27 protein-coding genes, 1 pseudogene and 1 riboswitch are annotated in these 25,710 nt (G+C 39.1%); of the genes and pseudogenes, 12 read left to right on the top strand and 16 right to left on the bottom strand.

The features are described 5' to 3' along the window. Position 1: 1 nt before the first annotated feature. From ACO1D1_RS17535 to ACO1D1_RS17515, 5 genes are all read right to left on the bottom strand, one after another. Positions 2-1,354, bottom strand: a complete 1,353-nt coding sequence (locus ACO1D1_RS17535; RefSeq protein ID WP_149869181.1) for a hemolysin family protein — start codon at positions 1,352-1,354, stop codon at positions 2-4. A gap of 60 nt (positions 1,355-1,414) precedes the next feature. Beyond that, positions 1,415-1,816 carry a MerR family transcriptional regulator gene (locus ACO1D1_RS17530; protein WP_223820984.1) on the bottom strand — a complete coding sequence of 134 codons (402 nt, stop codon included), beginning with the start codon at positions 1,814-1,816 and terminating at the stop codon, positions 1,415-1,417. Between the two features lie 189 nt (positions 1,817-2,005). Beyond that, entirely contained in the window at positions 2,006-3,313 is a 1,308-nt protein-coding gene (locus ACO1D1_RS17525; protein ID WP_149869183.1) for a hemolysin family protein, read from the bottom strand. Between the two features lie 172 nt (positions 3,314-3,485). After that, the gene (locus tag ACO1D1_RS17520) at positions 3,486-4,037 is read right to left on the bottom strand and encodes a GNAT family N-acetyltransferase (RefSeq protein WP_149869184.1); all 552 of its coding nucleotides are present in this window, start codon (positions 4,035-4,037) and stop codon (positions 3,486-3,488) included. A 112-nt stretch (positions 4,038-4,149) separates the two neighbouring features. Next, the gene (locus ACO1D1_RS17515) at positions 4,150-5,307 is read right to left on the bottom strand and encodes a histidine kinase N-terminal domain-containing protein (RefSeq protein ID WP_423336576.1); all 1,158 of its coding nucleotides are present in this window, start codon (positions 5,305-5,307) and stop codon (positions 4,150-4,152) included. A 175-nt stretch (positions 5,308-5,482) separates the two neighbouring features. Then, positions 5,483-5,590: riboswitch (TPP riboswitch) on the top strand. 74 nt (positions 5,591-5,664) lie between these two features. Here ACO1D1_RS17515 and thiT point away from each other — a divergent pair. From thiT to ACO1D1_RS17485, 6 genes are all read left to right on the top strand, one after another. Continuing rightward, on the top strand, positions 5,665-6,252 hold the full coding sequence (gene thiT, locus ACO1D1_RS17510) for an energy-coupled thiamine transporter ThiT (RefSeq protein ID WP_149869186.1): 588 nt from the start codon (positions 5,665-5,667) through the stop codon (positions 6,250-6,252). Between the two features lie 146 nt (positions 6,253-6,398). Beyond that, positions 6,399-6,623: a FeoA family protein gene (locus ACO1D1_RS17505; RefSeq protein WP_149869187.1), complete on the top strand. Its 225-nt coding sequence runs from the start codon at positions 6,399-6,401 to the stop codon at positions 6,621-6,623. Next, the gene (feoB, locus tag ACO1D1_RS17500; RefSeq protein WP_149869188.1) at positions 6,623-8,626 is read left to right on the top strand and encodes a ferrous iron transport protein B; all 2,004 of its coding nucleotides are present in this window, start codon (positions 6,623-6,625) and stop codon (positions 8,624-8,626) included. Before ACO1D1_RS17505 ends, feoB begins: the two co-directional genes overlap by 1 nt. 21 nt (positions 8,627-8,647) lie before the next feature. Beyond that, positions 8,648-8,803 carry a FeoB-associated Cys-rich membrane protein gene (locus ACO1D1_RS17495; protein WP_149869189.1) on the top strand — a complete coding sequence of 52 codons (156 nt, stop codon included), beginning with the start codon at positions 8,648-8,650 and terminating at the stop codon, positions 8,801-8,803. A gap of 170 nt (positions 8,804-8,973) precedes the next feature. Continuing rightward, entirely contained in the window at positions 8,974-9,429 is a 456-nt protein-coding gene (locus tag ACO1D1_RS17490) for a helix-turn-helix transcriptional regulator (protein ID WP_149869190.1), read from the top strand. Between the two features lie 132 nt (positions 9,430-9,561). Next, a complete protein-coding gene (locus ACO1D1_RS17485) occupies positions 9,562-11,619 on the top strand; it encodes a transglycosylase domain-containing protein (RefSeq protein ID WP_223820917.1) in 2,058 nt (685 codons plus the stop codon). A 437-nt stretch (positions 11,620-12,056) separates the two neighbouring features. Here the strand turns inward: ACO1D1_RS17485 and ACO1D1_RS17480 are convergent, their stop codons facing one another. Continuing rightward, positions 12,057-12,929, bottom strand: a complete 873-nt coding sequence (locus ACO1D1_RS17480; protein WP_223820918.1) for a nuclease-related domain-containing protein — start codon at positions 12,927-12,929, stop codon at positions 12,057-12,059. 208 nt (positions 12,930-13,137) lie between these two features. Here ACO1D1_RS17480 and sigY point away from each other — a divergent pair, with 208 nt between their 5' ends. The 3 genes from sigY to ACO1D1_RS17465 are packed head-to-tail and all read left to right on the top strand — an operon-like array spanning position 13,138 to position 14,193. Beyond that, entirely contained in the window at positions 13,138-13,695 is a 558-nt protein-coding gene (gene sigY / locus ACO1D1_RS17475; RefSeq protein WP_423336575.1) for an RNA polymerase sigma factor SigY, read from the top strand. Continuing rightward, the gene (locus tag ACO1D1_RS17470; RefSeq protein WP_149869192.1) at positions 13,649-13,996 is read left to right on the top strand and encodes a YxlC family protein; all 348 of its coding nucleotides are present in this window, start codon (positions 13,649-13,651) and stop codon (positions 13,994-13,996) included. The genes sigY and ACO1D1_RS17470 overlap by 47 nt, the downstream gene beginning before the upstream one ends. After that, on the top strand, positions 13,993-14,193 hold the full coding sequence (locus tag ACO1D1_RS17465; RefSeq protein WP_149869193.1) for a sigma-Y antisigma factor component: 201 nt from the start codon (positions 13,993-13,995) through the stop codon (positions 14,191-14,193). The genes ACO1D1_RS17470 and ACO1D1_RS17465 overlap by 4 nt, the downstream gene beginning before the upstream one ends. A 48-nt stretch (positions 14,194-14,241) precedes the next feature. On the opposite strand, the gene ACO1D1_RS17460 is transcribed toward ACO1D1_RS17465, so the two are convergent. Next, complete coding sequence (locus ACO1D1_RS17460) at positions 14,242-14,862, bottom strand: NAD(P)-dependent oxidoreductase (RefSeq protein WP_149869194.1); 621 nt, start codon at positions 14,860-14,862, stop codon at positions 14,242-14,244. Between the two features lie 281 nt (positions 14,863-15,143). Here ACO1D1_RS17460 and ACO1D1_RS17455 point away from each other — a divergent pair. Beyond that, positions 15,144-16,105 (top strand): annotated as a pseudogene (locus ACO1D1_RS17455) (lyase family protein); the annotation flags it as partial. Continuing rightward, the gene (locus ACO1D1_RS17450) at positions 16,100-16,522 is read left to right on the top strand and encodes a hypothetical protein (RefSeq protein WP_423336584.1); all 423 of its coding nucleotides are present in this window, start codon (positions 16,100-16,102) and stop codon (positions 16,520-16,522) included. The pseudogene ACO1D1_RS17455 and the gene ACO1D1_RS17450, both read left to right, overlap by 6 nt. A gap of 80 nt (positions 16,523-16,602) precedes the next feature. Here ACO1D1_RS17450 and ACO1D1_RS17445 read toward each other — a convergent pair whose 3' ends face one another. The 9 genes from ACO1D1_RS17445 to ACO1D1_RS17405 form a co-directional block, all read right to left on the bottom strand. Then, the gene (locus ACO1D1_RS17445) at positions 16,603-16,806 is read right to left on the bottom strand and encodes an alpha/beta-type small acid-soluble spore protein (protein ID WP_149869196.1); all 204 of its coding nucleotides are present in this window, start codon (positions 16,804-16,806) and stop codon (positions 16,603-16,605) included. A gap of 596 nt (positions 16,807-17,402) precedes the next feature. Next, positions 17,403-18,515, bottom strand: a complete 1,113-nt coding sequence (locus ACO1D1_RS17440) for an ABC transporter ATP-binding protein (protein WP_149869198.1) — start codon at positions 18,513-18,515, stop codon at positions 17,403-17,405. A 108-nt stretch (positions 18,516-18,623) separates the two neighbouring features. Beyond that, the gene (locus tag ACO1D1_RS17435; RefSeq protein WP_149869199.1) at positions 18,624-19,532 is read right to left on the bottom strand and encodes a PucR family transcriptional regulator; all 909 of its coding nucleotides are present in this window, start codon (positions 19,530-19,532) and stop codon (positions 18,624-18,626) included. A gap of 128 nt (positions 19,533-19,660) precedes the next feature. After that, positions 19,661-19,852: a hypothetical protein gene (locus ACO1D1_RS17430; RefSeq protein WP_149872628.1), complete on the bottom strand. Its 192-nt coding sequence runs from the start codon at positions 19,850-19,852 to the stop codon at positions 19,661-19,663. A 79-nt stretch (positions 19,853-19,931) separates the two neighbouring features. Then, positions 19,932-20,141, bottom strand: a complete 210-nt coding sequence (locus tag ACO1D1_RS17425) for a YheE family protein (protein WP_149869200.1) — start codon at positions 20,139-20,141, stop codon at positions 19,932-19,934. Between the two features lie 79 nt (positions 20,142-20,220). Continuing rightward, positions 20,221-21,267, bottom strand: a complete 1,047-nt coding sequence (locus ACO1D1_RS17420) for a YheC/YheD family protein (RefSeq protein WP_423336574.1) — start codon at positions 21,265-21,267, stop codon at positions 20,221-20,223. Beyond that, the gene (locus ACO1D1_RS17415) at positions 21,264-22,628 is read right to left on the bottom strand and encodes a YheC/YheD family protein (protein ID WP_149869202.1); all 1,365 of its coding nucleotides are present in this window, start codon (positions 22,626-22,628) and stop codon (positions 21,264-21,266) included. Before ACO1D1_RS17415 ends, ACO1D1_RS17420 begins: the two co-directional genes overlap by 4 nt. Further along, positions 22,606-23,709 (bottom strand): YheC/YheD family protein, encoded by a 1,104-nt coding sequence (locus ACO1D1_RS17410; protein ID WP_149869203.1) that lies wholly within the window; start codon positions 23,707-23,709, stop codon positions 22,606-22,608. Before ACO1D1_RS17410 ends, ACO1D1_RS17415 begins: the two co-directional genes overlap by 23 nt. Further along, the gene (locus ACO1D1_RS17405) at positions 23,706-25,088 is read right to left on the bottom strand and encodes a YheC/YheD family protein (RefSeq protein ID WP_149869204.1); all 1,383 of its coding nucleotides are present in this window, start codon (positions 25,086-25,088) and stop codon (positions 23,706-23,708) included. The genes ACO1D1_RS17410 and ACO1D1_RS17405 overlap by 4 nt, the downstream gene beginning before the upstream one ends. Before the next feature lie 150 nt (positions 25,089-25,238). Here ACO1D1_RS17405 and ACO1D1_RS17400 point away from each other — a divergent pair, with 150 nt between their 5' ends. Then, complete coding sequence (locus ACO1D1_RS17400; protein WP_149869205.1) at positions 25,239-25,586, top strand: YlbF family regulator; 348 nt, start codon at positions 25,239-25,241, stop codon at positions 25,584-25,586. The last annotated feature ends 124 nt before the right edge of the window (positions 25,587-25,710 follow it).

The raw sequence follows: 25,710 nt of genomic DNA, 5'->3' as shown, positions 1-25,710 counted from the left end.
ATTATGATAGCACCCCGGATTTTGAAACAGCAATTTGCGGGATATTGGATTCTTCATTTTGAACATGTTTTGTTACTTCAATATATTTAATATGATGGTCTTCCATATCAAGGATTTTAAAGGTGTATGCTTCATGATGAATGATATCGCCTTCCTTAGCGTCGTAATTTTCGGTCAGTATCCAACCGCCAATTGTATCGATATCTTCATCGTCAATTTCAACACCCAATAGATCGTTAACCTCAGTCACTAAAACCTTCGAGTCAATAATATAATGGTTTTCTTTAATTTTGCGAATCTCAGGGATCTCATCCATATCAAATTCATCACGAATTTCGCCAACAATTTCTTCCAGTATATCCTCAACCGTTACAAGTCCGGAAGTTCCGCCATATTCATCCATTAAAATCGCCATATGAACGCGGTCCTTTTGCATTTTTACTAATAAATCATGAATTGGAATAGTTTCAATCACTCTGATGATAGGTCGTGTATAGCTCTCAAGTGTTTGAGTTGTTGGTTTTTCGTTGCCTATTAAATCGGTCATGACCTCCTTGATATTGATGAGACCAATGATATGGTCTTTATCGCCATCGATGACAGGATACCTTGTGAACTTTTCCTCGCGGAGAACCTGTAGAAAGGTTTCCAATGAATCATCCTTTGACAAAGATACCAATTCCGTTCTAGGAACCATGATTTCTTTTGCAATTCTGTTATCAAATTCAAAAATTTTATTTACATACTTAAACTCTGATTGGTTAATTTCACCACTTTTATAGCTTTCAGATAGGATTATTCGAAGTTCTTCCTCTGTATGGGCTATTTCACTTTCGGAAACAGGCTTTAGCCCAAACATACTTGAAACAACACGTGCAGATCCATTCAGAACCCAAATAAACGGGAACATGATTTTATAAAAAAGGATAAGCGGACGTGAAACAAGCATGGTAATCAGTTCAGCCTTCTGTATGGCCAGTGTTTTAGGTGCGAGCTCACCAACCACAACATGTAAAAACGTAATGGTTGCAAACGCAATTCCGATTGATAATGCTTTCGTGGCGCTCTCAGGAATGTTTAGTTGATGGAAAAGAGGGCCAAGCATGTGCTCAATGGTTGATTCTCCAATCCAACCTAAACCTAAAGCTGTTATCGTAATACCTAATTGACAGGCAGACAGATATTCATCAAGGTTTGAAATTACTCTTTTGGCAGAAACAGCCTTCGAATTCCCTTCCTCAATTAACTGATCAATTCTTGAACTTCTAATCTTAACAATAGCAAATTCTGAAGCTACAAAAAAAGCAGTTAAAGCAATTAAAATGGCTATAATAACCAAGTTAAATATGTCCAAATAAGTTCCCTTATCCCGTTTTCGACGGGTAAGGTGTCACCTCCCAGTAATGTAAAAAAATTAGCTCGTAACATTCAAAAGGGATTTTCTAAGTGCGGTTCGGAGCAGGCTTAGATTGCGAGTAAACATTTCTTTCTGCTGCTCATCCAAGTTTTCAAGAATAGGCTGAAGATCGAACAAGTCACTATACAACTGTTTCATCTGCTGTGTAACAGCACTTACATGTTTTTCCACTTCTGAATCACGGATATTCTTAGCTTTGCGCATTTCTAGTTTTCTTCTAATCTCGTCTAATGGAAAGTGAAGACTCTTGCATTCTTCTATAAACTTTAAATCATCTAATGAATCATCCGAATAGATGCGGTAATTTGATTTAGAGCGTTCTGCCTCCAATAAGCCAATAGACGTATAGTAGTCAATCGTTCGCTTTGACACATGCGCTATTTCTGCTATTTCACCAATTCGATAGACAGCCCCATCTTACCACCTCAACATAATATAAATTACCCATTATTATAAAGAATTTAAACCGTACAGTCAAACGTTCTGGTTTGAATAGTAGTGGATACCTTTAGTTTATGGGAAATTACTGTAAATATGAACGTTGCTTTCAAAATATTACAGAAATTTAAAGTTGGAAAAAAACGCCCGCTAACCAGTGGGCGCTTCCGCTTTTTTTACTTCTATAAATACAATATGATGGCCCTCTATTTCCGTAATTTGGAAGATGAAACCGTCTTTTTCAATGGAATCTCCTTTATGGACATCAAACTTTTGCGTTAAAAACCAGCCGCCAATCGTGTCCACATCATCCTCTTCTAAAGTCGTTCCAAGAAGGTCATTTACTTCGCTTATCAGGACTTTTCCATCTAATATAAAGTTTTCATTACTTATTTTCTGGATCAGAGGGAGCTCGTCCATATCAAACTCATCGCGAATTTCTCCAACAATTTCTTCAAGAATGTCTTCGACCGTGACGATACCGGCAGTCCCGCCATATTCATCAGATAAAACGGCCAAATGTGAGCGGTTTTTTTGCAGCTTCACTAAAAGTTCTTTTATTGGGATCGTTTCAATCACATGAATGACTGGCTTTAAATAGGGAATAAGTGGTTCTTCCCCGCTGCATTTTTGCTGGATACAATCCGTTAAAATTTCCTTGATATTGACAATGCCTAAAATGTTGTCTTTATCACCATCAATAATTGGATACCTTGTGTATTTTTCCTCTTTAACCGTTTCAATAATTTCATCCATTGTGGCATCTTTTGGCATCATAATGACCTCAGTTCTTGGCACCATGATTTCTTTGGCAATTCGATCATCAAACTCAAATATTTTATTCATATACTTGTACTCTGATTGATTGATCTCCCCGCTCTCATAGCTTTGAGAAAGGAGCATGCGTAATTCTTCTTCGGAAAGGTTAAGTTCTTGCTCGGAAGCCGGTTTAACTCCGAACAAACCGGTTATAAACCGAGCCGATCGATTAAGGATCCAAATGAACGGATATAACAGTTTGTAAAATATTATCATTGGCCGGGCAAAGAGCAAAATAATTTCTTCCGCTTTTTGGATTGCAAATGTCTTTGGTGCTAATTCACCAATTACTACATTAAAAAAAGTAATGATGATAAACGCAAGAATGGTCGATATGACTGGTTCTAAGGATAATGGCAGGTGAATCCACGTAAAAACGGGTCCCAGTATCTCACGGACGGTTGACTCTCCGCGCCATCCTAATATTAAAGAAGTAATGGTAATGCCTACTTGTGTGGCCGAAAGGTATCCGTCCAGGTTAGAAATTACTTTTCTCGCGGCAATTGCTTTTTTATTCCCTTCAGACACTAATTGATCAATCCGGGTCGTTCTTACCCTTACAATGGCAAATTCGGAAGCAACAAAAAAAGCAGTTAGAGCAATAAGAACAGCTATTATTATGACATTTATCCAAATCATCGATCACCTTACGATCAGTAAGGTATGCCACCTCACTTACGAATAACACATATTTTCATTAGTTCTTCTTTCCATAAGCTGTAATATTATTATTTCAAAAAAAGTTTTGATTAGCAAATAGTGAGGCAATAATATAAAAATGCCGCCAAACTGGCAGCATATCTTCTGATATTTAAATGTGTAAGGAATCCCAATCACGGGCAAGCATGCTATAAACAATTAGATCATGAAACTGACCATTTAATTGTTCCCCATCCCGAATTTTCCCTTCCCTTACAAATCCAAGTCTTTCAGGTATCGCCCGGCTTTTCTTGTTTTTCACGCCGCAGCGAATTTCAATCCGGTTTAATCCTAATTGGAAAAAGGCGTAATTTAGAAAGGCTTGAACGGAACGAGTGATAACTCCATGACCTTCTGCATTTCTAGCAAGATAATAACCAATACTCGCCATACTGTTGTACCAATCAATTTGGTGCAATCCCAAAGAGCCGACAAGGTTACCATTATAAAGAATCCCAACGTTCATACCACTATTTTCAGCAAATTGTGTAAGCCACACCGGAATAATGGTCTCAAATTGATAGAGGGAGGTCATACTATCCACCCATGGCATCCATTCCCGCAAATGTTCTCGATTTTCCTCAACAAGCTGATACAACTTTAAGGCATGATGCCGTTGGAACAATTGAAGCTCAATTTCGTGATCAACTTTTAAAGTAAACATAGGCCCTAATCTCCCGGTAAATTTTTAGTACATCATATGCATCAGAGTGCATTGTCGGGAGATGAAACAAATAAAAAATCCCTGCTTCATAAAAAGTGGGATTTTGCGGTGACTAACTAGAATGTGTTTGGTTATGACCTGCAGGTGTAAAAACAGCAGGAAGATAAATGGAAAAAGTAGTGTTATCATCTGAAGAATCACAGGTTAAATTCCCTTTATGTTTTTCAATTATTTCTTTACAAACAAACAATCCTAGACCTGTCCCGAGTTTTTTAGTTGTAAAAAAGGGTTCAAAAATTGTTTTTTGTAATTCAGCGGGGATCACTGGGCCATTATTGGAAATACTAATTCTAATTTGCTGACTGTTTTCTAAACAGCTCCTAATCTCAATGGTTGGAGCAGAGATTCCATGATGATTCAGAACATCAATTGCATTAAAAATAATATTAATAAAAACCTGTCTGATTTCATCTGCATATCCATTCAATGTAACATCTTCACTTATCTCCTTTATGATTTTTACTTTTCCATCCAAAATACTTGGATAAAGGAAGTTCAGTACTTCATCAATCAGTTTATTTAATCCAAATTGAACTTTTTCCTTCCCAATCAGTTCCTTTTTGGATAACAGTAAGAATTGTGAGATTCGAAAATTAAGCTGATCTAATTCACTTGAAATGATATCCAAATATCTCATGTTTGGAAAATCACCCTTAAGCAATTGAATAAATCCTTGAACAGAAGTCAGTGGATTTCTGAATTCATGAATAAAGCTTGAAGTCATCTGTCCGAGAAGTGTCAAACGATCCTGATGTGTGGAGTCAATAACCATTGTCTTTTCTTCAATAATTTTATTTTTTGCTTCCGAAAAATGGGATACGGCATAGTAAAGAAATTTATCAAAGCAAAAATTGATCATATTGATCGACTCCTGCATTTCGGACCATGATATTCCTGTTTTACTTAAATAGCTGTAAAGAATCGTTCTGCCCAAATTAACATTATAGACGAAGTCCCCAATGTTAATATCGGCCAAAACCCTTTCTACAGATATTTCTATCGCAATTTTTTCAATTACAGCTAACAGTTCTTGTTTAGATTTTACATGCATGGTAAGGAGCACATCCAATAGTGCTTCCCCGTTTTCGCGTATTTTCATCTGGAAAGGATCTTCCTGGTTGACAACAATAGCTTTCTCCCATTCTTTTACTAACTCTTCTTTATTTTGATTAAAAAAAGCAAGTAAATCCGATTGTTCTCCCGTAAACATGTTGTTTCCCCCTATGGTATTCACAATACTGTTACCATGTAAATTCGCTGATGAAGGCAAAAATCCTTTTTTTAATAAAATAATAATAATTTTCCCAATATGATATTTGGCGAAAAAAATAATACCCTTGTAATTACCTTGAAATAGTAGTATATTCTATAGGAAATCAATAGAATACTTCCACAGGGGGAGCTGCTAAAAGGCGGCTGAGAGTGAACGTTAGAGTTCTGACCCTATGAACCTGTTAGTTAACGCTAGCGTAGGGATGTGGTTTGCCGATAATAAAGCAATGCAGACAATCCTTTTCGTCTTGCATTGCTTTTTTGCGTTTCTCTTGTGGAATAGGGGGAAAGAGAAATGAACAAAAAGAGGAGTAACACGCTATTTATAACAGAAATCGCTGTTTTTACAGCACTTGCTTATTTACTTGATTTATTATCAGGATTCCTTATGGCAAGATTTTGGCCGCAGGGTGGGTCTATTTCGATTGCAATGGTTCCGATTTTCCTTATGGCCTATCGCTGGGGAATAAAGGGCGGTTTGTTGACAGGTTTTTTACTGGGATTATTACAGTTTATACTTGGTTTTGCCCAAATTTATACCATTGTTCAAGGGATCATTGATTATTTTGTTGCTTTTACAGTAGTTGGTTTTGCAGGTGTTTTTGCAGGATATATTCAAAAATCTCTTACTGATGGTAAGAAAGGTAAGTGGATGGTATATTCTGTTATTGGAGCTTTATTGGGAAGCTTTCTCCGCTATTTATGTCATGTTGTTTCCGGAATTGTTTTCTTCGGTGAATATGCACCTAAAGGCCAGCCCGTTACAACTTATTCGCTCATATATAATGGGACATATATGCTTCCAAGCTTCATCATAAGTGCGATTATCATCATCCTAGTCATCGGTGCCATGCCAAAGAAAAGTTTCATACAGGGAAAATAAGATGGATGGAAAAAGAAAAGCGGACTGCTTTTCTTTTTTTTTCGAACTTTTGTCACAAAATTTCTATGCTATTATCGTAAAAAAAGTGTTAAAATGACAATATAGAAAGATAATCATTCTCAATTAACATAGATAGGGTGAGATACATGTTCGGTTCTTTAAAAACGGGAGATAAGGGGAAAATTATTGACATTTCTCATGTTGGCCTTCTCGTACAAAGGCGCTTGCTCGACTTAGGGATTACCGAAGGGTCAGAAGTATGCGTGAAATGCGTCATGCCGTTTGGCGGCCCAATTATGATTGAATCTTGCGGGCAATGTGTTGGCATCCGCCGTAAAGAAGCAGTTCAGATTGAAGTGGAGAGAATATAATGGAAATCGCTCTTATTGGAAACCCGAATACAGGAAAAACTTCATTGTTTAATAATCTAACAGGTTCCTATGAGTATGTGGGGAACTGGAGCGGTGTTACAGTTGAAAAGAAGGTTGGCGTATTCAAAAATAATATTGGCCAATTAATTGATTTGCCAGGAGTCTATACACTTAATCCCTTATCAAAGGATGAAGGCGTTGTTACCTCATACTTTTTAAATGAATCCGTTGATCGCTTACTCAATATTTTAGATGCTTCCCAATTAGAACGGAATTTACATTTGACACTGCAGTTGTTAGAGTTTGAGAAACCGGCCCTAATTGGTCTTAATATGATTGATGTCGCAAATAAGCGCGGAATTCAAATCGACGCATCGAAGCTTTCAAGTGTTCTCGGTGTTCCTGTTGTTCCTGTCGTAGCTAGGAGCGGAAAAGGCTGTGATAAGCTTGTTGATGTTATTTCCACCAAGTCCATCCAACCGGCTAAAAAGAACCTCGTTTACTATGGAAAAGAAGTCGAAGAGGCGATAACAGCATTGGCGGGAGAAATGACTAATAAAACCAGTCACTCTCTACGCTTTCTAGCGATTCAATACATTGAAGGAAATGAATTTGTTAAAGATTATGTAAATAGGATTACAGATCAGCAAAGAATCAAGACAATTATTGCCAACTTAGAATCCAAATTACAGAAACTACATGATACAAAATCATTAGCTAATTTTATTTATGGAAAAAGAAAAGAAGTCATTGCTAAAATCGTGGCAGATGTAGCAAGAAAAAGTGATTCGTCCATCCCGTTATCTGAAAAGGTAGATAAAATTGTCACAAATCGCTACCTGGGGATGCCGATTTTTTTGGTGCTTATGTATCTGATGTTTATGCTGACATTTGATTGGCTCGGCACCCCGCTATCTGATGCGTTAGATGGCTTATTAACAGGACCTGTAACAGCTGGATTTGAAAGTGTATTAACAGCCATCAATGCCTCAGCCTTTATCCATGCTTTAATTATTGAAGGATTGGTCGCAGGGGTTGGCGGTGTTCTAGTGTTTGTCCCGCAAATCTTTATTCTGTTCTTCTTTATTTCATTATTAGAGGACTCCGGGTACATGGCTCGCGTAGCGCTGGTTATGGACCGAATTATGGAATCAGTTGGCTTAAATGGCAAAGCGTTTATTCCCATGATGATTGGTTTTGGCTGCAACGTGCCTGGGATCATGGCGGCAAGAACGATTGAAACGCCAAGAGAGCGTTTGTTGACCATTTTGCTAACGCCATTAATGTCATGCTCGGCACGACTGCCGGTTTACGCTTTATTTGTCGGAGCTTTTTTTGCTGGCCATAAAGCATTTATCGTTCTTAGCCTTTATGTTCTGGGAATTGTCGTAGCTTTAATTCTGGCAAAAATCTTTTCTTCTACATTATTAAAATCAGAAGCATCCTTATTTGTAATCGAGCTGCCTCCTTACAGGCTTCCACAGTTTCAATCATTATGGCGAAGCACTTGGGACAAAGGGAAGGGTTTCATAAGAAAAGCGGGAACATTTATCTTTGCCGGATCCGTTTTTATCTGGCTTTTATCTTATGCGGGACCTGATGGGTTAAAAGTAGATATGGATCATAGTTATTTAGCTGCGATTGGAAATGTGATTGCGCCAATCTTTGATCCGATTGGTTTCGGCACTTGGCAGGCTTCCGCCTCATTAATTACCGGATTTCTTGCTAAAGAAGCGATTATCTCAACGATGAATATTATTTATTTCGTTCCGAATGATGCCAGCCTGCAAGGATTATTGGCCGATTATTATACGCCGCTCGCTGCCTACAGCTTTATGGTGTTTATCTTGTTATATATTCCATGCCTGGCAACGGTTGCAACGATCTATAAGGAAACAAGCTCAAAAAAGTGGACAGCTTTTTCAATGGGATATGCTTTCGTGATCGCCTATGTATTGGCTCTGATTATATATCAAGGCGGCAAATTGTTTGGATTGGTTTAAAATAAAAAAGAGGTGGAGCAAATGATTGCCAGTATCATTATCGGTGTTGCAATTTTTGGATACGCCAGCTATGCATTAGTGAAGTTTATTAATAAATCCAAAAAGGGGAAATGCGCAGCCTGCGATTTAAAAAGTTCATGTTCCAGCCAGTGCGGTATTCCCCCACAAGTGAAATAATGGTTTGTAAAAGCTGCTGCCCGGAATCGGATAGCAGCTTTTTTATAACGCATAATTGCGATTACCCCTACGTCTTTGCGATTCGGCTTGTTTTCTTTATTAATAAGATTTGTATGATAAAGAAAAATTGTGTAAAATTACACTAGATGTAATTGAAGGAAGGGCTTATTATGACGAGAGATGAAATTATAATGCAGGTTTCTGAAAAGCTTCGTCTCATCCGGACGGAAGCTGGATATACACAAGATAAAATGGCGGATATTATTGGTGTATCAAAGAAAACGCTCGTACAAATTGAAAAAGGAAGAGTTCAAGCAAATTGGTCGACAGTCGTTTCCATATGTGCCCTTTTTCGTGAAACGGAAACGGTCCAATATTTATTTGGCAGCGAGCCCCTTGAGGTGTTAGAAACGGTTGCCCTAAATGGCATCGACCTGCGTAAAACGAAAACGTTGGGCGGACGGGTTTGGTGGAGAATTGTATCACAGAAAAATGGATTTATCCTTCAACAAAATATTCTCAGCAAACATTTTCGCATCCTAGATGAAAGAAACTATCGAATCTTTAGCAGCTTCGATGAAAAACTATCCAAACAGCGCTTTAAAGAATTGACGAAAAGTGAATAAAACAAAAAATTTAAAAGATGAGGTTCTAGCCGCATCTTTTTTATGAATATATTTCCAAACCGTCATAAAACCTCGACCAAAATCGAAAAATATACCTGTTGCTAGAGATTACAGATAAAGGACGTCATCAAATTGGTATTTAAAGAAAAAATAGTTGGCATTTTTAAGAACTTGAAAAAGTGGCATTTGCTCCAAAGTATCGTGTTATTTATGTTGATTATGATTCTAAGCTTTTTTGGACTTTTATATTATTTTTCAAAAGATGCTGACATATCAGGACTAAAAAATGAGCTTCCCCAGCCCACCGTCTTTTATGATGTTAGCGGGAATGTGGCAAGTAAGGTATCAGCCAATAAAAATGAAGGGGTGCCGATTGGCGATGTTCCTGATTCAATGAAGAATGCGATTATCGCCATCGAGGATCATCGGTTCTACAGCCATAATGGTGTGGATTTAATTGGTACCGCTAGAGCATTGTTCCGCGACCTGAAAGCAGGTGGAATGGTTGAAGGCGGCAGTACCATTACACAGCAATTAACGAAAAATACAATTCTTACTTCAGAAAAGACATTGAAGCGAAAAATGCAGGAAGTCTTTTTGGCGATTGCGGTGGAACGGGAATATACGAAACAGGAAATCTTACAAATGTATTTGAATCAAATTTACTTTGGTAATGGTGCGTATGGAATTAAACAAGCAGCCAGCAAATATTTTGCAAAAGAAGTCAAGGATTTGACTTTAAGCGAATCAGCCTTACTGGCAGGACTGATCAAGGCGCCGTCTGCCCTTAACCCATACGAACATATGGAAGCGGCAACGGAACGGCGAAATCTGGTATTAGCCCAAATGGAGAAGCAAGGAGTTATTTCCAGCGAGCAATTTGAAAAAGCAAAACTGGAAAAAGTAGCCTTAAATGATAAAGGCGGCGATCCCTTTAGGGGGAAATTCCCATACTATGTCGATCAAGTTCTGGATGAGGCAATCCGGGAGTACGGGTTTACTCAGGATGAACTACTAACAGGCGGCTATCAAATTTTTACCGAGCTCGATCCGGCGATGCAAACGGCGATGGAGAGTACGTATACGAATGATACCTTATTTCCAAATGGAGGGGACCCTCTCATACAAAGCGGAGGAGTTTTAATAGATCCGAAATCAGGAGGGATTAGGGCTCTTGTCGGCGGAAGAGGTGAGCATACCTTTAGGGGCTACAATCGCGCCTCTCAATTAAAAGCCCAGCCGGGTTCATCCTTTAAGCCTTTAGCTGTGTACACTCCTGCACTTGAAGAAGGCTGGAAACTAACAGATATGTTGAAGGACGAACAAATGAAGTTCGGGAATTATCAACCTAGCAACTACGACCATCAATACGCTGGTGAAGTACCGATGTATGAAGCAGTAAAGGAATCAAAAAACGTATCTGCTGTGTGGCTCCTTAATGAATTAGGAATTGAAAAAGGAGTCGATGCAGTTAAGCGGTTTGGGATTTCCTTGGAAAAAGAAGATCGTTCTTTATCAATGGCTCTCGGGGGCTTGCATAAAGGTGTGTCCCCATTAGATATGGCTGAGGCTTTCTCGGTATTTCCAAATAATGGTGTACGAGTAGGGGCCCATGTCATTCAAAAAATTGTCGATTCTAATGGCAGAGTTGTTGCAGAATGGAAGGCACAAAAAGAGCGGGTGACCACTAAGGCGGTCACTGATAATATGACAACTATGCTCCTTGGTGTTGTAGAACTGGGTACCGGGAAACCGGCACAAATACCCGGCAGGGAAACAGCGGGGAAAACAGGCTCTACGCAGGTTCCAATTAAGGGCATCAACGGTTTAAAGGATCAATGGTTTGTCGGCTACACACCGCAGTTAGTGGGCGCGTTTTGGGTTGGCTATGATCAGACGGATGCTGAACATTATATAACGCCGGTTAGCGGAACTGGTTCTTCGGTTATTTTCCGCGAAGTCATGAAGGAAGCATTAAAAAGCTCACCAAATCAAAGCTTTAATGTACCGCATATTGCTTCCCTTATTGAGGCGAGAAAAAAGGAACAAGAAAAGAGTAATTTTCAAGAGAAGTTCAACAACGAAGTCCAGAAATGGGAAGAAAAATGGAATAAACAAAAAGAGAAATGGGATAAGAAGAATAAGGATAAGAATAAGAATAAAGGAAAAGGCAAAGATAAAGAGCATTAAGTCTGTAAAAGGGCACGAGAGTAGATCGTGCTCTTTTTTATATGTGGGTTACTTCAATGTTTGGTCCAAAAAAGAGGGTGAACGTAGAAGTAGAGAGGTTCTACTTCAATGTTTGGTCCAAAAAAAAGGGTGAACATAGAAGTAGAGAGGTTCTACTTCAATGTTTGGTCCAAAAAAGAGGGTGAACATAGAAGTAGAGAGGTTCTACTTCAATGTTTGGTCCAAAAAAAAGGGTGAACATAGAAGTAGAGAGGTGCTACTTCGTTATTTGAGCCAAAAAAGAGTGGAAACATAGAAATAGAAAGATCCCACGACAATGTTGGGCTAAAAGAGAGCAAGAATCGAAGTAGGAAGGAGATACTCCGACTCTTGCTACAAAATCAATATCCCTCAAGGGAAAATGAAACATTACTCGAAATATAACCACCTGCCAGATCCTAATACTTTAAAGTTTTGATGCAAAATTCTTCTAATACTATTTTCCGTAATTCCCCCCCACACCAATCAAAAACCACACTAGTAGTAATTTTCAAATCCGGAAATAGAAGCTTGAGCTCCTTTACGCATCGCAGTATTGCGGCATCAATACTCTCCGCACAGCCGCAATCATCACAAACAATCTTTCTCCCATTAACAGTAAGGAAAAAAGATGGGCAAGAAAAACAAATCACACCTTTTCTCAGCCCCTTAAACTCATAGCGCGGAACCCGAGGATAAGGGGATTCAACTTGATGCATGGAAACTAATAGATCTGCGAGTTTTTTATGTTTTCCGTTAACCTTCCCGGTCCACGAATTTAATTTTTTCATTAGGGCATTAACTTGTGTGGGATGAACGATAGGCTTATTTTTAGGTGCTTGATAAAGGGTAAATTCGGGGTTGATAAACACTAGGCGTGATTCTACAGGCAGCTTAAAACCATATTTTTGGAGCAATTGAAGGAGCAGGGATTCACATCGTTGTAATTGGGCAATCGGATTATTTGTTAACTTCCCCGCCTGGTAGTAAAATTCACCGTTTTCATAATAATAATCTCCTTCCAAATTTTTTACATCAAAAAGGTACAATTTATCTTGTATGAGCAACGAATCAATCTGGAACTTCGATTTATTTAACTCAAGAAGCAAATCATTTAAAATTAAACAATCACTTTCCAATTTTTCTGTTAAAGAATCAAACTTCATCTCTCCTTCAAAGCCCTTTTTCAAATACAAAAAGTTTCTTTTATCTTCCTCGGGTAATTTCATTCTTGGGTCTAAGATTCTTAATATCGTTAGTTCTTCTCGTTCCGTCCGCGACTTATAAGCCATAAAGCACAACCTTTCTTTTTTTCTGATAAATCCAGTTCAATTTTATAAAAAAATAATCGTTTAAACGAAGAATTGTATGGACAATTATTGACAATTATCAAAAAAAACTCGAAGCTAAACTATAGAATGAACGATTCTGCGTTTCATGCGTCTAACAAATATATAGAGATAAGCAGGGATGATGGGGGAAAGAGAGGGCTATTGCCGAATGGATGCATTGATTAAAAATGCGAAAAAAGGGGATCATCTTGCATTTGCCATGCTGTTTAAAGAAAACTATCCATTCCTTGTAAAATATTTAATGAAAATTACAATGAATCCCGATACAGCAGAAGAATTAGCACAAGAGACAATGGCGAAATGTATTCAAAAGATTCACCTGTATAATGGTCAAAGTAAATTTTCTACATGGCTCGTTTCAATCGCGACCAATACATACATTGACCAATGCCGTAAAAAGAAGCGGGAGAAAACCTGGCAGGGACAAGAAGAGGTATACCGTAAGCTGAAATGGCATTTTGAAAGCAGGAATGAGGAATGGAATGATGCCCTTGAGGCACTAGGGAAGCTGCCGGAGGATGTCCGGGTCCCGATCATTTTGAAGCACTATTATGGTTATTCCTACGAAGAAATTGGAGAATGGATGAAGATTTCTCCCGGAACAGTTAAATCACGGGTGCATAACGGAATAAAGTCAGTCAGAAGGGAGCTGAAGCTGGGTGAAGAAACAGAAAGTCATCATACTGAACAGCGAACAACAAAATAAACAAGACTTTGATGCAATTCACGAGCTGCAAGAGGGATTAGAGAAAATCGATCAATTTCCTGTCTATACGCCCAATTTACAATGGTTTGAACAAATGGTGATCCAAGAGCAGCATAACAAAAGGAAAAAATTAATTAAAGATTTATCAGTCTTTTTTACAATTGCGTTCATCATTTTAAGTGGACTGATTGTATCCCTGTATCAAATGCCGGCTATTTTTATCCTTGTGCAAATTATCACCACCGTCTTCATCGTGGTATACACAAGTGCTCGGCTCGTGAAGAGGGCGAAGCAAATATGAAACAAGAGCTTTCGTTAACCACTATTATTGTCGTTGTCGTCATTTTATTATGTCAAAGCATCTATTTATTTATGGATGCAAGGAAACGTAATCATAATTATTGGCTCTGGGGAATTGTTGGCTTGATTCAAGCCCCCATGCCAACACTTTTTTACCTAATTTTTGTCCGAAAAATATTTCAAAGAAAGCGGAAATAAAAAGCAACTGGCACTCTTTTAAGGAGTGCCAGTTCCTCTTTTTAAAGGCTAGTATGTAAGCCCGACACGTGCTCCAATAAATTCATCACTAAAAAGCTGTTGAAACGCGAAATCTCCGGTGTCATAAATCGAAATAGATGAAGGATTTTCAGGTAAAACATCCTTTTCATATCGATATGTGCCAATTCTTTCACCTATTGGCAAATAAGTCGGACAAACAACGGTCCAATCAAGTCCGGATTCCTTTAATAACAAGTAGGCCTTTAAATGTTCCTCAGCATCCTTTGTGCTTTTTCGCTTGGATTCTGCCGATTGAAAACGATATAAATGCGGCGCGGAACGGGCCTGCAGTATTCCGGCTGTGCCAATCGCAATTATTCGCCTGATGCCATTTTCCTTCATGTGTTTAATAATGAAGGGCATAGATTCGGAAAGGGTTGAACCGCCATCCGTATTTAAAGCGGATATGACCGCATCAGTACCTGTAATGGATTCCGCAATTACGGCTTGATTCAAGACATTTCCTTCAATCACAGTAAGACCTGAAGCTTCAAGATTCAGTTTACTACTATCCCGCACAACAGCTTGGACAGAAAAATGATGGTCCAATGCATTTTTTAGAATGACCGAACCCACTCTTCCAGTCGCACCGAAAAGACAAATGTTCACAAAAAATTCACTCCTTATTTACGAAAGTGTAATTTCTATCACTTGGTACCCTGACCTCTTATGATAAGTTAAACATGATATTTAATTTAAATGGGGTGGATGTATATGTCAGATTACTCAGTTGTATTGGCCATCGGCAGTTTTTTAATCCTTTCTTATTATATCGGATATACTATTTATAGCGCATAGGCTGCAGACAAAATGTCTGCAGTTTTTTTAATAAAATGGATAGATTTGGGTATATATATGGAAGGAGTATGAATTTGTGAGGTGGAATCCACGTGGAAAATGTTCGAATTGAAAAAGACACGCTTGGTGAGGTTCAGGTGCCTGCGGACAAGTTTTGGGGGGCACAGACACAGCGGAGCAAGGAAAATTTCAAAATTGGCACGGAAAAAATGCCCTTGGAGCTTGTTTATGGCTTAGCTTATATTAAAAAAGCGGCTGCCGCAGTGAATTTTCAATTAGGCAAGCTAAGTGAAGCTAAAATGAAGGCGATTCAAACCATTTGTGATGCTATTCATCATGGAGACTTGGATGAGCATTTTCCTTTAGTCGTTTGGCAGACGGGCAGCGGCACGCAAACCAATATGAATGTGAATGAAGTGGTTGCCAATCGGGCTAACGAATTATTAAAAACACAAAACAGCACAGAAAAAATTCACCCGAATGATGATGTCAATATGTCGCAAAGCTCCAACGACACCTTCCCTACTGCTATGCATATTGCGGCCTATTTAAAGATTACTGAAACTTTAACTCCAGCGATCCAAAAACTAAAAACCACCCTGCGGGAAAAGAAAAAGCATTCGCGCAAATTGTTAAAATTGGCCGAACGCATTTACAGGATGCCACCCCGTTAACACTGGGACAAGAGATCAGCGGCTGGCGGGCGATGCTTGAAAAGGACGAAAGAATGATCAAGGAAGCAAGTGATTATCTACTTAATCTGGCCATTGGCGGAACGGCGGTAGGCACGGGAATCAATGCAGATCCTAAGTTTGGTGAAAAAGTTGCTATGGAACTTTCAACCCTAACCGGTTATCCTTTCCGCTCTTCAGAAAACAAATTTCATGCATTAACAAGTCATGATGAAATTGTCTATGTTCACGGGGCCTTAAAAGCACTGGCTGCTGATCTTATGAAAATTGCCAATGATGTCCGCTGGCTCGCTAGCGGCCCGAGAAGCGGCATTGGCGAACTAACGATTCCTGCAAATGAGCCGGGCAGCTCGATTATGCCGGGGAAGGTTAATCCCACTCAAAGCGAGGCCTTAACAATGGCCGCCTGCCAAGTATTTGGCAATGATGCCACGATTGGTTTTGCGGCCAGTCAAGGAAATTTCGAATTGAATGTCTTTAAACCAGTGATCATTTATAATTTGATCCAATCAATCAGGCTCCTTGCTGATGGGATGAACTCCTTTAATCACAATTGCGTAGTCGGTCTTGAAGCAAATGTCGAAATCATTAAAGACCATGTGGAACGGTCATTGATGCTTGTTACAGCGCTAAACCCTCAGATCGGTTATGAAAAAGCCGCGGAAATTGCCAAGCTGGCCTTTAAAGAAAATAGCACACTGAAAGAAGCAGCCCTGAAAACAGGTTATGTCACCGAGGAGCAATTCACCGAATGGATGAAGCCTGAAAAAATGGTATAAAACACAACATGAAAGCCCCCTCCGATAAAGGAGGGGGCTAAGGCCATATTATGAATTTGTTAAAAAGAGTTTGCTAAAAATTAGCGTTGGAACCCGCCCATTTGAGATTCTGCCATTTGCACAAGACGCTTTGTAATTTCTCCACCGACAGAACCGTTTGCACGTGAAGTCGTATCTGCTCCAAGGTTTACACCAAATTCTGAAGCAATTTCATACTTCATTTGATCAAGTGCTTGTTGAACGCCTGGTACTAAAAGTTGATTAGAGTTGTTGTTACTAGCCATGTTGAATAACACTCCTCTTAATAAGTTTGGGGTCAGTATGGAATTGAACCATATTAATGCCTCCTAGGCCTAACCCATATTATTATGGTTTCCTTTTAGTAAGATTGGTTGGATGATCCGGAGTTGCACCGGTTATGACCCTTGACTGGTTTCATCCATCGTTGTAATGGTTTGTTGCTTTGTTGTTGCTTTGTAATCTTTATTATGAATCATTCTTAAAGTTCTATTCGAAAATCAACTTGGTAGTTTATTCCACTACATAGGGGGTGTATATTAACATAAACTAAGCTTATCTTCTAAATAAAAGGGTGAAATGTATGGCGATATGTCCAGTCTGCAATGGTTTAAGAGAGCTCTACTTAATGTGCACAAATTGCGGGGAACCTATGATGGAAAGCGGCAGGCTTATGGATTTTTATGATGATTATAGTCCGTATATGGAGATAAATTTAATGAAGATGGAGGACGGGTATCCGGATACAAATTCCGGCGAAAAGTGCCCCCATTTATACAGGTGTCCTGCATGCCATTCGGATGAAGTCATTTTTATAAAAGAATAATCCCCGTTAAAGGACTAACGGGGATATCAGGCATAATTATTTATCGTTAAGTGTTCTAATCCTTGATTCTGTGTCAGCATCAAAGAAATGAGCTTTATTTAGGTCAAATGCAAGGTCCACGGAATCACCAGGATGGACATCTGCGCGTGAATCAAGGCGGGCAACGAAATCCTGGCCTCCAACACTAGAATATACCATTAATTCTGCACCTGTTAATTCGGCAACATCTATAGTAGCTTTAATCTTCGTTCCTGCAGATGCTTCAATAAATAGCGGCTCATCATGAATATCTTCCGGACGAACTCCAAGGATAATTGGTTTTCCAACATAGCCTTGTTCGCGAAGAAATTTCATTTTGCCTTCTGGAACGGCTATCGTGGTTTCTCCGACCACGAATTTCCCATCTTCGAGTTTGCCATTAAAGAAGTTCATTGCTGGAGAACCGATAAAGCCGCCAACGAAGACATTTTCCGGCTTTTCATATACTTCTTTCGGTGAACCAACCTGTTGAATGATTCCATCTTTCATAACAACCAATCGTGTTGCCATTGTCATCGCTTCTGTTTGGTCGTGTGTTACATAAATAGTAGTTGTATCCAGACGGCGGTGAAGCTTGGCAATTTCAGCGCGCATTGCTACACGAAGCTTTGCATCAAGGTTTGATAATGGTTCGTCCATTAAAAATACTTTTGCATCTCGGACAATTGCACGTCCTAATGCAACACGCTGGCGCTGACCACCTGAAAGGGCTTTTGGTTTACGAGTTAAGTAAGCTTCTAAGCCTAGGATTTTTGCTGCTTCTTTCACACGGCGGTCAATTTCATCCTTAGGAAATTTACGAAGCTTTAAGCCGAATGCCATGTTATCGTAAACAGTCATATGTGGATAAAGGGCGTAGTTTTGGAAAACCATTGCAATGTCGCGATCTTTTGGCGCCACATCATTGACCCTTTTTCCATCAATGTAAAAATCACCCTTAGAAATATCTTCTAGACCGGCAATCATTCGAAGTGTAGTCGATTTACCGCAGCCAGACGGACCAACGAACACGATAAATTCCTTATCTTCAATATGTAAATTGAAGTCTTGCACTGCCGTTACTTTATTGTCATATATTTTATAAATATGATCTAATTTTAATTCAGCCATTTGTAATTCCTCCCCTGAGTAACTTGTTACGTTAAGTTTACAGGGATTAGCCGAAAATCAATATGGACAGGTTGCACAAAGATTGAAAACGCTTTTTTGGGCATATTGTCATTTCCGTTGATTTTGGTCAAAAAGCAGACAAGCTAAAAAGACAGTAAATGCACCATAAAAGTCCTTTAACCCAATACCTGTCTTCTCGGTAAATTTATCAATCCGGTATTGTAGTGTGTTTCGGTGAATATACAATTTTTTGGCTGTCATACTGGCATTCAAGTTATTTTCAAGAAATACCTTAATCGTCGCAAACATTTCCGGGTCTTCATGGAATAACCCGTCAATGTCAATGCTTGCCCTTGCGCTTAAATCCGCTGGCAAATGATAGGCTAAAAAGGCAGGAAAAACCCGTTCAAATGTAAATATTGTTGAATTATTAAGCTTCGTAATTGCAAAAGAAAAGTATTCTTTTTCCAAGTGAAAAATAGAACGAAGTTGCTCTGAAAGCAGATTTAACTTTCCAATAAAAAAAGATACTTTAACATAAAAGTCACTTTCTAGCGTTTCAGACATCGAAATTAATTCTTCTTCTGATAGAGAAATCTGTTTTTTCTCTTCAATGACAATTCCTCGATTTCCATTTTCCCAAATAATGATAACATCTTCCGTAAAAAATCCTTTTAAGGCAGATTCAATTTCGGCTTGATTTGCATTATCACCGTTAATATGAAACTGGATCAAGCGGATATATGTATCCAATTGGGAATGCGGGGAAGGGGCCTTTCCATGCAAAAAATCGTACCAGTTCTTTGCGGCAGGAGTGACGCTGGTATGGTTAGTTTCATCCAATCTGTATAGTGCTTTTAGCAAATTAACTTCTTTATCACTGACTTCCGTTTTGGGAATACCAATCCATTCATCCTCTGTATCGCTTGAAAAATAGTAATATTGCTCTGAACGCTTATTGGGGCGACTGGAAAATAAGATGGAATCTTCATATAATGATAATAATTTTCTAAGCATAGTTCATTTCCCCATTATCAAAAAATTTACCTTACGATTTAAGTTTTATTATACCAATAGTCGCTGCAGGGAAAGAAATAAAAAAGGCTGCCCTGCGTCAGGACAGCCAGTATTAATGGTAGAAGGCATTAATCGCACTCATATGGCGGTTGTTCTTCAACAAGATCTCGTGCTTCTTCAATATTTGTCGTATCATGACGGGCATGTACAGAGCCGCCGGACATCCCCTCATTAATCATGCGATCAATATCCAAGTAGACCATATCCTTGCCCTCGAAAGCAGGCCCTTCATTCGTCAGTTTTTCTTTACCTTTTTCCATGACCATCCCATCCTTTCCCGTTTTTCACTTTTATTTTACGGAAAGGAGGAGTTTTCATGCATGGTGAGTTGAATAAAAATTACTCGTATACATGGTAAAGCATTAATTCATGGATTTGGCTTGTCAAAGCTTCAAAATCTTCTTGTTCAGGAGTATTTTTTGTCCATTCAATTTTTCCCGTTTGATGGTAGACCCCTGTATACCTTTGCTTCTTGTGGTAAAAGGAAAAATTCCAGCCTGGAATATTTTTATTTTCAAATAATGGCTTGAATTGAAAGTGCATCAGCATCTGTCAAATCCCCTTTCTTTTCAATCAGGTATACTTATAGCTTACATTGAATGGGGTATTATTTAAATACAATTTTCAATCATTTCTGAGTTTCTGTTAACTGAAGAAATAAACGGCATAACTGCTCGATTTTTCTTTCCTCAATTTCTGTTTCATCAAAGCTCATTGGTTTCGAATTGACTTCGTAGATATAATATCTGCCAGTTTTACTAACACCGGCATCGATAGAAAATTCCCCAAAAAAGCCCAGTTTGGCTGATAATGCCTTTCCTACGTGTGGGACAATGGCTTGCATAAATTGATCATGCTCGGTTGTTTGCAACATATGATAGGGAAGGAGTCTGCCGCCGGCGGGAATATGGGTAGTGATCCCCTGCTTATGGGATTGCCTAATGCCAACACCAGTTATCACAAAATCATCTTCTTCGGCATGAGCGAGGATACGAAAGTCAAAACGATGACCAGCGTACTCTTCTGATTCTATTCCTTCTTGTGCCAAATAGTTTTTTTCAAGCAGCTCCTTGTTCCAGCTCTTCCAAAAAAGTTTAAAAGATGGAAAACTCTCCTTGTGTTTTATTCCTTCAAGTTCAATTCGCCCAGGACCCTTTATACTTAAACGAAAGATTCCCTTTCCCTTTGAAGAATACCGCGGCTTTAAGTACAGCACATTGAAGTTCTTTAAAAATGAAAACAATTTCTCCTGATCCTTGGCAAGAATGGTTTGCGGCAAATATTGCTGAAGGGGATCATGATTTTTCAGTAATAGATACAGCTCATACTTATCGATAAAACAAGGGTTAAAGAAGGGGATGTTCCTTTCTTTTAATAAAGAAAATAAATATTGGCTTGATTCTGCCTGCTCTGATTTCTGAAAAGGGATCCGATTGTAAACGAGGTCCGGATACCGGAATCGTTTCTTGAACCAGCATTTGTCATCAGGTGAAAACTGATAGCCAATAATAGAATCCTTCTCTATTTCTTCTGGAATGAAGACAAAGCTTATTCCGTTTAATGAAATAAGCCTTTTTTGCAATTCGATAAAAAGAGGGCAGTTACCGGCAAGTGCCCCGTTTGCCTTGCGGGATGTTAAAATGCCAATCAGCGGTGATGGGTAATTTTTTTTCATTTAAATAGTTCCTCAGGATGTAATAGAGCTTGCTCGGTAAGAAAAACAGCAAATGCAATCGATAATTTGCGAGTCAGGTAATCAAATTCCTTTAATTCCGGATGGCTAAAAATAGACCTGCCTGGTTTGGAATTGGCTTCAAACAGCCATACATCACCATTCCTGTCGATGCCTAAATCAAAGCCAATTTCGCCAATAATGCCTTCAACATGGGCATCAAGGGCCGTACTTAACAGCAGTGCTGCTTGCGACAGCTTTTCAGTGAATGCATCACCTTCTTCTTTTGAAAAAATCTCGCTGATGGTTTTAATATCTCCACCGCTTCTTGCGTGGGTTGTGACACTGCCTTGACCGGCTATTTTCGCTGCCATTGCAGTTACATGCCATTTTCCATGTTCGTCTTTATTCGTATGGACACGAAAATCGACAGATCGAGTCTCATTTCTGAGCAAGTGAATTCCTTGCTGCACAATCATTTTTTCAAGTGATTGATTAGCAAATACCGATTGGAACAATCGCTCTAGACTGGAATATTTCCTCAAGCGATTGACTCCTGTTTCGTCTTGATAGCGAATATAATAATCGTCCGTATTTTTGTCATATATGATCTGATGAACACCCAGTCCGAGGCTGCCGTTTTTTGGCTTAATAAAAATATGGCCATATTTGGAGAGCAACGTTTCTAGTGAGGAAAAGGATGTAAACGGATAGGTCTCAGGGAGATACATCGTCACCGATGCATCCTGCTGCAGTCGTTCATAAATATCCAGTTTATTGAAAAATCCGGGATTATACCAAGGGATAAGATATTCCTTTTGCAGCCGTTCCCTTACCTTGATAAGTTTAGGATTCCCTTCGCTTTTCCGATTTGGCAGCCGGTCGTAAATGACATTTGGAAAGGGAACCTCCACAGTTTGCCATCCATGGTCATGAAAAAAATACCCCGCAATGGTTCCCTGCTCCCAGTCAATATGCTGTTCTCCAAAGACAAAGGGAAGGGCTCCGACCGTTTTATTTACAGAAAGCAATTTTGAAAAGAATACTGTCCGCTCACCGATCGGCTGCTGGGAAAAAGGTGTAAATCCAGCGGTGAAAATTCCAACGAGAGGGCCAATATAAAGAATTTCATTTTCCAAAAAGGTATGCAATGGGAGTTTGAAATGTGGAAACTGTATCCCCTCTTGAATTTTTCTGCTGATTACAATCCTGTCATTATGATCGGGATGGGGAAGAAATTCTACTTCCATAGATTTTGAACCAAAGGCAACCCTTTTGATTTGTTTATCACGAATGACGTCCGGAGGACAAAAAACAATTAATTGATCGTTTTGAACAACCTCAATGAGATAATGTTTTCTCATAAACGTTCTTCCTTTCCATTTGCTCCGTCTGAGAAAGGTATTTTCCGTAAAGGAGGGGGGCAAGAATTAGAGTTTTCTGTATGTCTGGACGGGTGTGTAACAGGACCTTTCTACCCGGTTTGGAGTTGATGTCGAGAATCCAAATCGAACCATTTTTAGCAATTCCGATGTCAACACCAATTTCAAATAATGGCATAAACTCTTTTTCAAGAATTTCCGGGAGCTGACTAAGAATATAATCTAATTCCTGGCGAATATATTCTCCCTTTGCAGGTGGAAGGGAAGAGGCCCATTCTGAAAAGCTGATGACAGAACCGCCGGCACTCAAGTTTGATAAAATTCCGCCCGTGTTCCCGGTACGAATCCCTCTGCCGCGTTCACCCCAAACCCCCGTTGCATTTTTCTGCAGGAGAATGCGGATATCGAACGGCTGTTGGTCATTATTCGACAGTTCCAGGTAGGGCTGTAAAAGATAGCCGCGCTGTTTCAATATAGTTCTCAGCCATTGAATGAGCTTGGCCTCATTAGGAAAAATTCGTGAAATAATTTGTTTTTGCTTTTCTGTTTTAACATGAAAGGTTTTGTCGTTTTTCTTTACGTAATAAATGCCATATCCTTGTGAACCGTTAATTGGTTTTAAAATTACCTTTTTCTTAGCGGAAAGTTCATTTAAAACAAGGGCTGGCTCGGTAACTAACAGAGAGACCGGTAAATAGGAGGATAAGACTGTGTTTTTGATTGCATGATATAATTCAAGTTTATTAGGCAGGCCGTAACCTAAAAAGGTAATATCCTTTCTGCTCTTAAGCCATGAGACAATCGGGAGGCATTGCTTCGAATGTTCATCATCTCCGTAAAAACAGCGGTCGTAAATAATCGTAGGAATCGGTAAGTCTTTGTCCTGCCAGGACTTTGTTTTGACATCAAACTTTCGCCCTTTTACCTGAAGGGTATGAGGGTTTATATCGGATGGAATAAATCGAAAGACTTCCATCTCACATGATTCAGCCAGGTTTGCCATTTCGTTTATATATAAATTTTCACTTTCCATATTTAATGTCATAATGCCAAATGTAATCATTCATAGTCCTCCTTTTCTATCGCAGAATCAAATGCCAGGATCGTACAAAATTGTATAATAGCTTTTGCTGACGGCCTTATTTTTCCTAAACCATCCTCGAAGTTTTTGGAAGGTTTAGAATTCACCTCGATTAACCAAGGTTTTCCTTCATAATCAATACCAATGTCGATGCCGAGCTCTCCCGTTATTCCTTCGGATTGGCGGCTAATCACCGCAGCGGTTTCCAGTGCTAATTCCTTAATGAGGGCCAGTGCTTCTGAAGATTGCTTTGGACTCATGCAAGTTCGTAAGGCATTCAGCGGACGTGTAATGGTTCCGCCTCGTGCTAGATTTGAAACAAACTCAGTTTCGGCGGCAATCCTTGCAACAGTTGAGGTTACTGCCCAATGATGCATGTGAGTTTTATGACATAAAACTCTGAAATCTATGGCTTTACATTCATTCGTCATAAATGAAATGCCTTGCTGAATGATGTAGATTCGATTATGAATGAGCGGTTTGATTTGTTGATACATTTCATCCAGAGAAAACAATTGATTAAATTTGTCAGACACGGTTGTTAATGAAGTTTGGAATGAGTAATGGCGGTCCGATTCCTTCTTCAATTTGAAAATGTTTCTCCCCTGACTGCCATGTATCGGTTTTAGAAAGATCGTTTGATATTTTTCGGCAAAATCATAAAGATGTTCCTTTGAAAATATTTTTGTTTCAGGTATATAGGAATGAAGTTGGTTTTCATCCTTTAACTTCTCATACACTTCCCATTTTGAAAGAAAGCGGTCATTAAAAAATGGAATGACCAGCTGGTCAAGTTTTTGACGAAACTTCTTGAAGAGCTCTGTTTGTTCGAGTTTTCGAGAATGAATCCGGTTGTAGATGACATTAGGCAAGGGAAGCTCTGCCGGAATCCATTTTTCATTTTTTAGGTAATAACCTAGACTAGGAAATTGATCGTGTGAAAAAACGTAAAAAAAGCCGCCCAGTTCAGTTATGCCGTGATGGAGCTCCTCACAAAATAAATGAATGGTGCGAAAGTGCGGCTCCTCAATTTTAGTCGATGGAATGTCGGTTAATAATCCAATCACTGGACCCAGCTTAAGGGTGTGACTTTCTTGGAAAACCACTGCATGAAAGGTATGGTTTTGAATCGGAAGATTGCACTCTATCAGCATATGTTCCGGAATGTGAATCTCGTTGGCAGGAATGTTACTTGTTTGCACATGTGCAGTAATCGTCTTTTTCCCTATCGTAAGGTGTAACTCACGGTTCTTTTGTAAGTGTAAATGGCTGACTAATTGATTGGACATTTGGATATGGCGTTCATCCTGATAAGCCCGTTTGTTAGGCATTAGTTTAATGGGGGTTAATGAAAATGACATAATCACTCCTCATTTACAAGTCAATGGGCATTCGTTGATATAGTAATGTATGTGAAAACAATGTTGATGGTGATTTGAACATTCTCGCAATTAAACGCATAGTTTGTTATAGTTGTGAAGAATTGTTAATTTCAAAAGGAGTGACCCATAATGGCAGTTAACTTATACGATTCCGCATATGCGTTAGAGACAGCAATCCGCCAAAGTCCGGAGTACACACAATTACAACAGGCATATAACCAGGTAAATGCAGACCCGCAGGCAAAGCAAATGTTTGACCAGTTTAGACAAATTCAAATGAACCTGCAGCAGAAACAAATGATGGGCCAGGATATTTCTGAACAAGAAATTCAACAGGCACAATCAACAGTTGGACTTGTCCAGCAAAATCCAAAAATTTCACATCTGATGGAAGCTGAACAGCGGATGAGCATGATCATCGGTGAATTAAACAAGATTATTATGAAACCATTAGAAGACCTATACGGAAATATGTAAGTATTACAGGAAATGCCTTCGGTTTGAACACCGAAGGCTTTTTCACTTTGCTTTACTGTTCTATAAACGAGTGAAAAGTCATAAAAGTGATAGTAGGGCAATTTCACCAAGAACAGGGGGCAAC

It is taken from the genome of Neobacillus sp. 19, assembly GCF_049463095.1.
Taxonomy (GTDB): Bacteria; Bacillota; Bacilli; order Bacillales; family Cytobacillaceae; genus Neobacillus.
Note: the sequence above shows the minus strand (reverse complement) of the source record. Positions and strands in the feature narration are given on the sequence as shown.